The sequence below is a fragment of the Rhizobium sp. TRM96647 genome, from assembly GCF_025780115.1.
GTDB lineage: Bacteria > Pseudomonadota > Alphaproteobacteria > Rhizobiales > Rhizobiaceae > Mycoplana.
Genome location: NZ_JAOXHF010000002.1, coordinates 38,577 through 50,385, shown reverse-complemented (window position 1 = coordinate 50,385; position 11,809 = coordinate 38,577). Strand labels below are relative to the sequence as shown.

The 11,809-nt window shown below is 60.8% G+C and carries 10 protein-coding genes; 9 read left to right on the top strand and 1 reads right to left on the bottom strand.

Features of this window, described 5'->3' with window-relative positions; translation table 11 throughout:
- The first annotated feature begins 21 nt into the window (after positions 1-21).
- Positions 22-474 carry an SRPBCC family protein gene (locus OCK02_RS03180; RefSeq protein ID WP_263812015.1) on the top strand — a complete coding sequence of 151 codons (453 nt, stop codon included), beginning with the start codon at positions 22-24 and terminating at the stop codon, positions 472-474.
- 70 nt (positions 475-544) lie between these two features.
- On the opposite strand, the gene OCK02_RS03175 is transcribed toward OCK02_RS03180, so the two are convergent.
- Positions 545-1,492 carry a LysR family transcriptional regulator gene (locus OCK02_RS03175; protein ID WP_263812014.1) on the bottom strand — a complete coding sequence of 316 codons (948 nt, stop codon included), beginning with the start codon at positions 1,490-1,492 and terminating at the stop codon, positions 545-547.
- 213 nt (positions 1,493-1,705) lie between these two features.
- Between OCK02_RS03175 and OCK02_RS03170 the strand changes: the two genes are divergently transcribed.
- The 8 genes from OCK02_RS03170 (at position 1,706) to OCK02_RS03135 (ending at position 11,742) form a co-directional block, all read left to right on the top strand.
- A complete protein-coding gene (locus OCK02_RS03170; RefSeq protein WP_263812013.1) occupies positions 1,706-4,072 on the top strand; it encodes a xanthine dehydrogenase family protein molybdopterin-binding subunit in 2,367 nt (788 codons plus the stop codon).
- Entirely contained in the window at positions 4,069-4,905 is an 837-nt protein-coding gene (locus OCK02_RS03165; RefSeq protein WP_263812012.1) for an FAD binding domain-containing protein, read from the top strand. Before OCK02_RS03170 ends, OCK02_RS03165 begins: the two co-directional genes overlap by 4 nt.
- On the top strand, positions 4,893-5,372 hold the full coding sequence (locus tag OCK02_RS03160; protein WP_263812011.1) for a (2Fe-2S)-binding protein: 480 nt from the start codon (positions 4,893-4,895) through the stop codon (positions 5,370-5,372). The genes OCK02_RS03165 and OCK02_RS03160 overlap by 13 nt, the downstream gene beginning before the upstream one ends.
- A 32-nt stretch (positions 5,373-5,404) precedes the next feature.
- Entirely contained in the window at positions 5,405-5,755 is a 351-nt protein-coding gene (locus OCK02_RS03155; protein WP_263812010.1) for a hypothetical protein, read from the top strand.
- Positions 5,756-5,818: 63 nt separating this feature from the next.
- Positions 5,819-6,673, top strand: a complete 855-nt coding sequence (locus OCK02_RS03150; RefSeq protein WP_263812009.1) for an FAD binding domain-containing protein — start codon at positions 5,819-5,821, stop codon at positions 6,671-6,673.
- Entirely contained in the window at positions 6,670-8,985 is a 2,316-nt protein-coding gene (locus OCK02_RS03145; protein WP_263812008.1) for a xanthine dehydrogenase family protein molybdopterin-binding subunit, read from the top strand. The genes OCK02_RS03150 and OCK02_RS03145 overlap by 4 nt, the downstream gene beginning before the upstream one ends.
- Positions 8,978-9,466 carry a (2Fe-2S)-binding protein gene (locus OCK02_RS03140; RefSeq protein ID WP_263812007.1) on the top strand — a complete coding sequence of 163 codons (489 nt, stop codon included), beginning with the start codon at positions 8,978-8,980 and terminating at the stop codon, positions 9,464-9,466. The genes OCK02_RS03145 and OCK02_RS03140 overlap by 8 nt, the downstream gene beginning before the upstream one ends.
- Positions 9,463-11,742 (top strand): xanthine dehydrogenase family protein molybdopterin-binding subunit, encoded by a 2,280-nt coding sequence (locus OCK02_RS03135; protein WP_263812006.1) that lies wholly within the window; start codon positions 9,463-9,465, stop codon positions 11,740-11,742. The genes OCK02_RS03140 and OCK02_RS03135 overlap by 4 nt, the downstream gene beginning before the upstream one ends.
- Positions 11,743-11,809: the final 67 nt, after the last annotated feature.

Here is an 11,809-nt window from a genome sequence, read left to right as displayed (position 1 = left end):
CATAGCTAAAAGGACACTTCCATGGCCATCGACATGTCCGGCGAAGAACGTATATCCGCGCCGATCAACCGAGTATGGCAGGCCTTGAACGATCCCGCCGTGCTGGAACAATGCATTCCCGGCTGCGAAAGGCTGGTGGCCGAAAGGGAAAATGCGTTCAGCGCCATCGTCACGATCAAGATCGGCCCCATCAAGGCCCGCTTCGCCGGCGAGGTTGAACTTTCCAATATCGACCCGCCACGGTCCTGCACCATCTCCGGCGAGGGCAAAGGCGGCGTGGCCGGGTTTGCGAAGGGCGGGGCGGACGTGACCCTGCATGAAGAAGCCCCGGGAACGACGTTGCTGATCTATGCCGCGAAAGTCGACATCGGTGGTAAACTGGCCCAGCTCGGCAGCCGCCTGATTCAATCGACGTCCAAGAAGCTTGCCGGCGAATTCTTCGGGAAATTCAACGAAACGGTAAGCTCCAGCTGACTGCCGGGACCGGATGAACCGGACGCTTACGTTGTCCTGAAAACATATCCGCTCTGTCCGGAGATTTGCCTCAGTTGAAAGCGGTGTCGAGTATTCGCACGCCGTGGACTGGCTTTATCTCTCGAATTGTCTTCAGGAGAATCTCGAGAACCCTGCGCGTCGTCGGCGACGACGAGCGCATGTGACGTGTTATGATGCACACTTCACGCTCGATCTTGGGTTGATGTAACTCGCGGAACTCAAACTCCATCATCTGTCCGGTATGGGCAGCGAGTGATGGCAGGACGGTGATCCGATCTCCGAGCTTCAGCAGAGCATAGAGCGAGGTCGTACTTGAGGCATAGTCGACTTCGGTTCCACGATGTTTGGGTTCGAGATCAGGGAAATGCCGGATGAGCGCACCGATGCCCGTGTCCTTCGTAAGCGCCACGTAGTTATGTTCGCGCAGGTCTGCCCAGGTCAGTTCACCCTTGTGGCTCGCCAATGGATGGTCCTTCGGAAACACCGCGCCGAATGGGTCGGCCAGAACCGGTCGATAGTCGAGATCCGGGAAATGATTTAGCGGTGACGAAAGCCCGAAGTCGGTAGTTCCCTCGAGAACGGCACGTTCGGTCTTCTCCGACCCCTCGTCTCGAACCGAGATCTTGACGTCCGGATAAGACTTGCGGAACGCCTCCAATGCCGGTGCCAGAATGTGAGGCATCATCGACGGCACGATGGATATCTTTATGTTGCCGTGCTCGCTGCGCGCAGTAGCCCGAAGATCTGAAACTGCGTTGTCGAAGTCCCGAATGATGCGCTCGGCAACCTCCTGGAACCATATCGCATCTTTCGTCAATTCCACACGCCTCGTCGTACGGTCGAAGAGCTGGACACCGGCAATATCCTCCAGCTGCTTGATCGTCGCCGTCAACGAGGATTGCGTCTTGAACAGTTGCTGCGCAGCCACGGTGAAGGAACCCGTTCGTGCAACGGCCGCAAAGCAGCGCAAGTGCCGAAGTGAAATCTGCGTTCCCATACCCTGCTCTCTCCCGTGTGACGTGGACGGAACCTGGCCGTGCAGAATTTCCGCTTGCCAGCGCCGATCGCAACATATCAATAAAAACGATTAATACGAGCATTTTTATAATTTGCTTCGCAGGTCTTGAGCGATAGTCTCCACCTTACCGGCTATGTAGCGCACCGCCTTGCAATGCATCGCGAGGCGGTCGATTTCAGAGAATGGGGAAGTATGGCTGACGCTAGCGAGCCTGAAAGCACGGGAGCATGGGTCGGAAGGTCCCTGCTCCGCAAGGAAGACCGGCGGCATCTTGCCGGCGCGAGTACCTTCGTGGCGGACCTCCGCCTGCCCCGTATGCGCGATGTCGCCTTTGTTCGCAGCCCCGCGGCGCACGGCCGCGTCGTTTCGATCGAAAAGCCAACGGGCCGCGAGAACTCGGTCTTCACCCTCGAAGACCTGCAACCGCTCAACCCAATTTCGGGCGGCCCGGAGATCGCGACTTTTCGGAACGCCACCTATCCTCCGCTCGCGGATGCAAAAGTACTCTTCGTCGGCCAGACGGTTGCCATGTGCATCGGATCGAACCGCGCCGGCGCCGAGGACCTTGCCACGGAAGTGAACGTCGAGATCGACGAACTCGAGGCTGTTGTCGACGCAATCGATGCACTGTCGGATAAAGCCCCCCTGCTGCATGACGGTTGGCCCGACAACTCCTTCATCGATGCGACAATTTCGGAAGGCGAAATCGCCGCTGTCCGCGACGCACCCGTCAAGATACGCCGTCAGTTGAAGATGAACCGTCAGGCGACGAATCCGCTGGAAACACGGGGCGTCGTCGCTTATCGCGACCACCGGCTCGATGAACTCGTCGTCTATTCCTCGACGCAAGGCCCACATGTAATGCGTCACGGGCTTTCATTGGCGCTTGGCATCCCGGAGCACAAGATCAGGGTAGTGGCACCCGATGTCGGCGGCGGCTTCGGGGGAAAGAACCGGTTGATGCCGGAAGAAATCGCGATCGCTGCGCTGGCAATGAAAGTGGATCACCCGGTTCGCTGGATCGAGGACCGCAACGAGCATCTGGTCGCCTCTATTCAGGCGCGCGAGCATCATTATGACCTGACGCTGTACTCCACGACCGAGGGCCGGGTGCTCGGCATCGAAGGTAGCGTGCACGTCGATGCGGGCGCCTTCGCGCTATGGCCATCCGGCCCATTCATGGAAACCGGAATGGCGGCCCGCAACCTGCCGGGCTCCTACACAGTCGAGCATCTCCACATCAGCACGCATACCGTCGCAACCAACAAGGCACCCATCGGACCCTACCGTGGGGTTGCCCGGCCGGGCGCCTGTTTTGCGATCGAACGCATGATCGACGAACTCGCGGACGAAATTGGATGCTGTCCCGTCGAAATCCGCCGGAGAAACCTCGTCCAACCGACGATGATGCCGTATCGTACGGCCGGCGGACTGAGGCTGGACAACGGCGACTATCCGAAGGCCCTCGCGCATGCGCTGGAAATGATCGACCTTCCCCGACTTCGTGAACGGCAGCGCAAGGGCGAGCCCGATGGACGAAAGCTCGGCGTCGGCTTTGCCGTCTATACGGAGCAGAGCGGCCATGGAACGCAGGAATGGGTGAAGCGGAAATCGCGCGTGGTTCCCGGCTTCGAATCCGCGACCATTCGGATGCTGCCTGACGGCACGGTGCATCTGCTGGTCGGGATCCAGAGTCACGGTCAAGGCCTGGAAACCTCGCTATCCCAGATCGCGGCGCAGGAACTTGGCATTGATCCATACGCCATCCTTGTCCGCCATGGCGACACCGGTCTGTCACCGCAAGGCTTCGGCACTTTTGCGTCGCGCAGCATCGTATTTTCCGGTGGCGCGGTTGCAAAGGCGAGCCGCGCACTCGCAAGCAAGATCAAGGCAATCGGTGCCCAGCTTCTTCAAGTGCAGGCACTGGACGTGACGCTGCGGGACGGGGCAGCCCATAGCAGTTCGGGACAGATCCCCATCGCCGACATCGCACGCGCAGCCAACATCCGGCCGGAACTCCTGCCCGCCGGCACCGCGCCCGGTCTTGAGGCCACTGAAACCTATGAACCGCCGGAATCAGGCGGCGTCTTCTCCTACGGCGTGCACGCGGTCACCCTGTTATCCCACCCGATCACCGGTGTAACCGAGATCATCGACTACGTAATCGTGGAAGACTGCGGGAACCTGGTCAATCCCATGATCGTGGACGGGCAGATCATCGGTGGCGTGGCGCAGGGCATCGGAACGGCACTTTATGAGGAACTGCATTTCGACGAGAACGGACAGCCGACCGCCACCACCTACGGGGAGTACATGATCCCGTGCGCCCCGGAGATACCGAACTTTCGCATCAAGCATATGGTCACACCGGCCGAAAGCACGGAATTCGGCGTCAAAGGCATGGGCGAAGGCGGGGCAATCGCGCCGCCGGCAGCCATCGCCAACGCGTTGAACGACGCCCATCGGAACTGCAAGGCCAAGTTCCTCGTGACACCCATGACGCCGCGACGTGTCTCCGACACCGTCGCCGATGCTCTTACACGCGAGAATGCGGGATGAAGCCTGCCCTGTTCGACTACATCAGACCAAAAAGTCTCGAAGAAGCACTGATTGCGCTTTCCGAAGGCGAGGAAGCCACTGTCATCGCCGGCGGGCAATCGCTACTCCCAATGCTCAATCTCAGGGTCGCCTTGGCCGAAAGACTTGTCGACATCAGCCGCCTTCACGAATTGAGAACCGTAAGCGAGGGAGAGCAAACCTTTTCTTGCGGAGCCCTCGTGACCCATGCGGCAATAGAGGATGGACTTGGGCGCGATGCGTTCAACGGCCTGCTCCAAAAGATTGCATCGAAGATTGCGTACAGAGCCGTCCGCAACATGGGTACGATCGGCGGAAGCCTCTCCCTCTGCGACCCATCCGCCGACTGGCCCGTATGTCTGCTGGCCCTCGGTGCGAATGTCGTTCTCGCCTCGCGAGAGGGCGAGCGGTGTCTCCCCATTGAAGACTTCCTCGTCGACGCCTATACGACCGCATTGGAACCGGGCGAACTCCTTGTCCGAATTGCTATCCCGAAACAAGGCAACTGCGCCTGGGGAGTCAGCAAGGTGAACCGCAAAAGCGGGGCCTTCGCGGATTCACTTGCGATTGCCATTCTCGGAAACGAAGACCAGCCCGCTCGCGTCGCGCTCGGCGGTACGGCAAGTTGCGCGCGCTTGCTCGCCGATACCTCTGCATTGCTCAATCAGCAACCCGACATTGGCACAGACGCGCTTTCGAGCGCGATCGCGAACGACGTCGCCGCAGTGCACCAAGAGGCGACACCCTATCAGTTGCGGTGCCACATCCATACCGCCACATGCGCCATTGCGGAGGCTAGATCATGGTCGAGGTAAAACTGAACGTCAATGATCAGGAGGAATCCGTTTCCGTCGATGCGCGGGACAGCCTTTCCGATCTGTTGCGCGAGAAGCTTCACCTGACCGGCACGCATGTCGGCTGCGACCACGGGGCCTGCGGCGCCTGCACCGTCCACCTCGATGGATTGCCGGTTCGTTCCTGTATCGTACTTGCAGCAAGATGCGACGGCAGCAAGGTCCGGACGATCGAAGGCACCCGTAGCGACGCCATGATGGACGTTGTGCGCCGACATTTCCACGAAAAGCACGCGCTGCAATGCGGCTTCTGTACACCCGGAATGCTGATGATGTCGATTGACATCATCAGCCGCTATGGCCTCCCCAACGAGAACCAGGTCCGCTCTGAACTGAGCGGCCAGGTCTGCCGGTGTACCGGCTATATGGGCATCGTATCGGCGATTCAGGCCGCTGCGCGCGAAATCAATGGAAATCAGGGGAACTAGAGCGCGCTTTCCTGAAGACACGAAACCGCAACTTGCGAAGACCGTTTGGTTTCGGCTGCTGCTCGACCAGCCGGGTGCTCGGCCATGAATGGCAACCCGAAGTGCATGGCCGGATCGCCTCGATCCTGGCGGCGATGGAAGCGGCGACGATCGTGGAGAAGCGGTTCGTGGCACTGATGTGTCACGAATACCTGGAGAGGCGTCGCGCCGGCGAACTTGAGACGGAGGCCAAACGCACAAAAACCCCGCTGCATTTCTGCAGGCGGGGCTTTTGTATCGAGCGTTTGGTTGCGGGGGCCTTATGGCACGGAGACTTGCCTGAAGACCAGCATCGAAGACCCGAGTCCCGCAACTCTCCGATCTCCGCGCCGGCGCTACAATAAGCTGGACAACCGTCCTGTCTGATGCTAGCGATATTCAAAATCAATTTAATAAGATTAAAAACCATGAAGCCAGCATCGTTCGAATATCTGTGTCCCGGCTCCCTCCCCGACGCCCTCCAAATGCTGTCAACTCACAAGGGCGATTGCAAGATTCTCGCGGGCGGTCAAAGCCTTGTTCCCGCGATGAATTTCCGGTTGGCGCGTCCGGCAATCCTGATCGACATCAACAATCTTCGCGAGCTCAGCTACGTGCGGACCGATGGCAACGAGCTGGCGATCGGCGCCTTGACGCGCCATGCCTTCTTCCACGAACCGCCGGTCGACGGCCCGACAGGCCATCTCCTCACCAAGGTCGTCCAGAATATCGCGCACTACCCGATCCGCCAGCGCGGCAGTTTCGGCGGAAGCTTGTCCCATGCCGACCCGGCGTCGGAATGGTGTCTGGTGACGCAGACCTTGCGGGCTTCTCTGGTGCTGAAAAGCGTTCGCGGCGAGCGCATGGTGCCCGCCAGCCAGTTCTTCAGGGGGACCTTCACGACGGCCCTCGAAGAGGATGAAATCCTCGCGGAGATCCGTCTGCCGCTCTTACAGGCCGGGTGGACCAGCGGCTTTTATGAGTTCTCCCGGCGGAAGGGCGATTTCGCGCTTGCGATGTGCCTGGCAGCCCTCCGCATCGAAAACGGTGTGGTAAAGGATGCGCGCATTGGTGCTGGAGGGGTCGCCGACCAGCCGCTGCGCCTCGGGCCGCTCGAAGAAGCGATCATCGGCAAGCCGGCATCCGACGACACGGTCAACCGGATCGCGGCCATGTCTCGCGACATCGTCGACCCGCCGGCTGACATTCATGGGTCCTCCGAATATCGGCGCGACCTGCTGGTAACGGTCGTCAAGCGCGCCCTGACGGAGGCCATCCGATGAGCTGGATCGGCCGCAAGCTCCCACGCCTCGAAGACCCGACGCTCCTGAAGGGCCACGCCCACTATACGGCGGACGGCGCCGCCGACGCTCTTGCAGTCAAGTTTGTCCGCAGTCCCGTCTCCAAGGGAAAGATCCTGGATATCGAGCTTCCTGACGATTGCACGGTCTTCACCGGACGCGATCTGGATGGCGTGAAGGATATCAGGCCGATCCTGCACCGGCCGGACTACATTGCGATCGGACAACCCGTTCTGCCGGTCGATCGGGTTACGTTTACCGGCCAGGCTATCGCGGCAGTGGTCGCAAGAGATCAGGCAGCGGCGGAGGACGTGGCAGAACAGGTCTTCGTCGATATCGACGCCGAGGATCCGGTCGTCAACGTCGATCTGGCGCTCGAGCCCGATTCTCCGAAAGTTCATCCCGAGGCGGTCGAGAATGTCCTCGTCGAGGGGCGTCTTCGCACCCCGGGGGTCGACGACGCGTTCCGGGAGGCGGCTGCCATTGTCGAACTCGACCTTCGCTCCGGCCGGCAATCGGCAATGCCCATGGAAGGGCGCGGCGGGGTCGCGCAATTTGACCGGGCAACCGGACGCGTGACGCTGACCGCCTCGGTGCAGATGCCCCATATGCTGCGGACGGGCATTGCCGACGTGCTCGGCATGCCGGAGGCGGATCTCAGGGTCGTCGCTCCGGATGTCGGCGGCGGCTTCGGCCAGAAGATGTCGCTCTTTCCGGAGTATGTCGTGCTTGTGTGGCTCGCCAGGAAGCTGCGCAAGAATGTGGCCTGGATCGAAGATCGCCGCGAGAATTTTCTCGCTTCGGCCCATAGCCGCGATCAGGCCTTCAGCGTGAAGGGCGCATTTTCCCAGGACGGAAAGTTGCTGGCCATCGACGCAAACCTGCGCTCCAACGTCGGCGCCTATTCCTGCTATCCGGTGACATGCGGCGTCGAGCCGTTGATGGCCTTCGCGGAGCTTCCTGGCCCCTACAACTTTCAGGAATATGGTGTTCGATCCAGGGGGGTTACCACGAATACCTGCATGATGGCGCCCTATCGCGGCGTTGCGCGTCCCATGCTGACCTTGACGATGGAGCGCATGATGGACGAGGCTGCCACGCGGCTCGGCCTCGATCCGATCGAAATCCGCCGTCGCAATCTCATTCGTCAGTTCCCGCATCGCTCGCCGACCGGCCTGGTCTATGACGAAGGCTCCTATGTCCAGGCAATGGAAGTGGCGGTCCAGACAATCGACATTGCCGGCTTCCGTCGCAGGCAGGAGGAGTTGCGCGCACAGGGCCGCTACATCGGGCTCGGCTTTTCGGTTTTCAGCGAGCGCACGGGCTACGGCACGCCGGCCTACGCGGCTCGCGGGATGGAGATCGTCCCGGGCTACGAGATTGTCGACTGTTCGATGGATCCATCCGGATATGTCGTCTTGCGGATTGGGTCATCGCCGCATGGGCAAGGTCTCAAGACTGCCCTCGCCCAACTGGTCGCCGATGAACTCGGCATCGAGCCAACGCGAATAAGGGTCATTTCCGGTGACACGGACACGACCCCCTATGGCTGGGGAACGTTTGCGAGCCGGTCGATGGTCATCGCCGGCGGTGCTTCCAAACTGGCGGCCGAGAAAGTGGCCATCAAGCTGAAGAAAATCGCCGCCCATATCATGGAGGTCGAAAGCGAAACCGTCGAACTTCGCGATGGGATGGCGATCGCCCGCAACACCAACAAGACTGTCGATATCCCGACACTTGCCCGCGCCGCGCATCATCAAAGCCACAAGTATCGCCATGTGACCGCAGGCCTCCATGAAAATGCATTCTACGATCCCGGCGGAACATTCTCGAATGCCTGTCATGCAACGATCCTCGAGGTCGACATCGAAACGGGCGGAGTGAAGATCGAACGCTTCCTGGTGGTCGAGGATGCCGGCGTTCTCATCAATCCGATGATCGTCGACGGACAGATCGCGGGCGGCGTTGCTCAAGGCATCGCCAACGCGCTCTATGAAGAGCTCGTCTATGACGAAATGGGCAACCTGCTGACGGCATCGCTGGCCGACTACCTGCCCCCGACCTCACACGAGATCCCCGACATCGAAATCGTCCACATGGAGACCGTCTCCCCCGAATCCGTCACCAAGGCGAAGGGCGTCGGAGAGGGAGGCGCAATCGGGGCTCCGGCAGCGATCCTGAACGCGATTGCCGATGCGCTGTCGCCATTCGGGGTGACGATCAATGAGATCCCTGCGACGCCGCAGCGGATTTGTGAAGAGATACGCAAAGCGAGAGCTGCCGCCCATGTCTGACAAGATGAGTATCACGCTGAACGTCAACGGAGACGAGTACGACGTCGAGGTCGAGCCGCGGCGGACGCTTGCCGATACGCTCCGCGATGACTGCTTCCTGACCGGAACCCACATCGGATGCGAGCACGGCGTTTGCGGCGCATGCACGGTGCTGGTGGACGACAAGCCGGTCCGCTCCTGCCTGATGTTTGGCGTCCAGGCCCAGAACAAGAAGATCACGACGGTCGAAGGGTTGGCCGATGGCGAGACGCTGCATCCGCTGCAGCAGGCCTTCTGGGAAAATCACGGCCTCCAATGCGGATTCTGCACCCCCGGCTTTCTGATGTTGGCGGCCGGCGCGCTCAAGGAGAATCCGAACATGACGGACGAGGAAATCCGTGATGTCCTGTCGTCCAATCTTTGCCGCTGCACGGGCTATCAGAACATCATCAAGGCGGTTCGCGTTGCTGCCGACGTCATGCGCGAGGATGCCGCTGCATGAGTGACGGCATCGGGCGCTCGGTCAAGAGACTGGAGGATCTCCCCCTGATTCAGGGGAAGGGCTGCTTCGCTGCCGACTTCAATTGGCATGACCAGATCTTCATGCGTGTCGTCCGGTCACCGGTGGCGTTCGGCCGCATCGTTTCCGTCGACCTCGATTCCGCGCGAGAAATGGAAGGCGTCATAGCGGTCTGGACCAGCGCGGACATCGCCGATATTCCCCAGATCGATTTTCGCATGACGAAGATCCAGGGGCTGGCCCCTTACCGGCAGTGGATCCTGGCCCGAGACTATGTGCGCTATGTCGGCGAGCCGGTTGCCGTCGTTTTTGCTGTCAGCCCCTATATCGCCGAAGACGCCGCCGAACAGGTTTTTTGCGAGATCGACGAAGGCATCGTACATCTCGATGCGACCGCCGAGCCGGTTCCGTTCATGCCCGATACGCTGCCGGACCTGCTTTCGGAGCCCGCCGTCATTCGCAAGGCCTATGGCGACCTGGACGCTGCGTTTGCCAAGGCACATCGGGTCGTGAGACTTCGCGCGCGTGTCGGTCGCCATAGCGGCGTGCCGATGGAAACACGCGGCGCGCTGGGTGTCTTTGACGAAGACAGTGGCGTCTTGACGATGTATGGCGCGGCCAAGGTGCCGCACTACAATCGCAACGCGATCGCCACGATGTTGGCCCTTCCTCCCGAGAAAGTACAACTGAGCGAAGGGCACGTCGGAGGCGGCTTCGGCATTCGGGGCGAGCTTTATCCGGAAGACGTTCTCGTCTGTGCCGCCGCCCTTCGTCTTCGGCGTCCCGTCAAGTGGGTCGAGGATCGCAAGGAACATCTGCTCGCGGCGAACCACTCGCGCGACCAAACCTACGACATGGAAGCCGCCGTTGATGCCCAAGGGTTTATCCTGGGGTTGCGCGTCGTCTTCTACACCGATCAGGGCGCCTATGTCCGGACGCATGGCGGAACGGTCTCCGACCTGTCCGCCGGCCTCTTCCCCGGCCCCTATATCGTTCCGGCCTACCAGATCGAGGGCCACATACGGCTGACGAACAAGACGCCGGCGGGCACCTATCGCGCCCCGGGGCGATATGAATCGACCTTTGCCCGGGAGCGCCTCCTGGATCGCATTGCATCCGAGCTCGGTCTTTCGCCGATCGAAGTTCGACGCCGGAACCTGATCCCGGAAGAATCGATGCCGTTCGACCGGAAGATCGACGCATTGGGTACCCATGTCGTCTACGATTCGGGAAAGTATCACGACCTGCTCGACAGGCTGCTCGACAGGATCAGCTATGACGACCTTCTTCGCGAAATGTCGGAGCGGCGTGCACGGGGAGAGCGGGTCGGCATCGGCATCGCCTACTTTGTCGAAAAAAGCGGTCTCGGCCCCAAGGATCTCGTGCGCATTTCGGTCGATCGGCACGGAGAGATCGAAGTCGTAACCGGCGTGGCGTCGATCGGCCAGGGCGTCGAGACAGCCATGGCGCAGATCTGCGCAGAGACCCTCCAGGTGCCCATTGAACGCATGACCGTCGTTCATGGCCAGACCGACCGAATTGAGTTCGGCATGGGAGCATTTGCGTCGCGCGTCACCGTAATGACCGGCTCCGCGGTCAAAATCGCCGCTGAGGCGCTGATCAGTCAATCGCGACCGGTCGCCGCCGAGCTTCTGCAGGCTGACCCCGAAACGATCGGCTATGCCAACGGCGTATTCTTCAGTTCCAGCACCGATGCAACGGTTGGCCTGGCGGCGATTGCCGAACACCTTGCCGACCGCGGAGGCTTGCGCGCCGAAGGCTTGTTCGAAGCGAACCACATGGCCTATCCGTACGGAATCCATTTTGCGCAGGTTCGCGTCGATGCCGAGACTGCGGGTGTAGCGATTGAACGCTACCTCGTCGCCTATGATGTCGGCAGAGCGATCAATCCCATGCTGGTCGAAGGACAGATCGTCGGCGCCGCCGCCCAGGGAATAGGCGGGGCGCTGCTGGAAGAGTTCGTCTACGACGAGTACGGCCAGCCACTCGCCGCAAGTTTCGCAGACTATCTGATGCCAACCTCGCACGAGATGCCGCAGGTGGAGACATTGGTGCGTGAAGACGCACCAAGCCCGATCAATCCGCTGGGCGTGAAGGGCGCGGGCGAAGGAGGGATTACCGCCGTCGGCGCAGCGATTGCGGCTGCCGTCGACGATGCCATCCAGCGTGCGGGTGCCGTTACTGAACTGCCGCTCTCTCCCGAACGGCTCTATCGCATCCTGAACGTGCACGAATAGGTCTGTCCTGCGGCGAACCTGTGCCCGCCATTGGAACCCGCTGCATACCTTCCGGAGACATGCCGTA

Bases quoted from the DNA above. Each gene is read 5' to 3' on its own strand.
- OCK02_RS03160 (WP_263812011.1), top strand. From the start codon at position 4,893: ATGGTCGAGGTAAAACTGAACGTCAATGATCAGGAGGAATCCGTTTCC.
- OCK02_RS03175 (WP_263812014.1), bottom strand. From the start codon at position 1,492: ATGGGAACGCAGATTTCACTTCGGCACTTGCGCTGCTTTGCGGCCGTT.
- OCK02_RS03140 (WP_263812007.1), top strand. From the start codon at position 8,978: ATGTCTGACAAGATGAGTATCACGCTGAACGTCAACGGAGACGAGTAC.
- OCK02_RS03180 (WP_263812015.1), top strand. From the start codon at position 22: ATGGCCATCGACATGTCCGGCGAAGAACGTATATCCGCGCCGATCAAC.
- OCK02_RS03150 (WP_263812009.1), top strand. From the start codon at position 5,819: ATGAAGCCAGCATCGTTCGAATATCTGTGTCCCGGCTCCCTCCCCGAC.
- OCK02_RS03135 (WP_263812006.1), top strand. From the start codon at position 9,463: ATGAGTGACGGCATCGGGCGCTCGGTCAAGAGACTGGAGGATCTCCCC.
- OCK02_RS03170 (WP_263812013.1), top strand. From the start codon at position 1,706: ATGGCTGACGCTAGCGAGCCTGAAAGCACGGGAGCATGGGTCGGAAGG.
- OCK02_RS03165 (WP_263812012.1), top strand. From the start codon at position 4,069: ATGAAGCCTGCCCTGTTCGACTACATCAGACCAAAAAGTCTCGAAGAA.
- OCK02_RS03145 (WP_263812008.1), top strand. From the start codon at position 6,670: ATGAGCTGGATCGGCCGCAAGCTCCCACGCCTCGAAGACCCGACGCTC.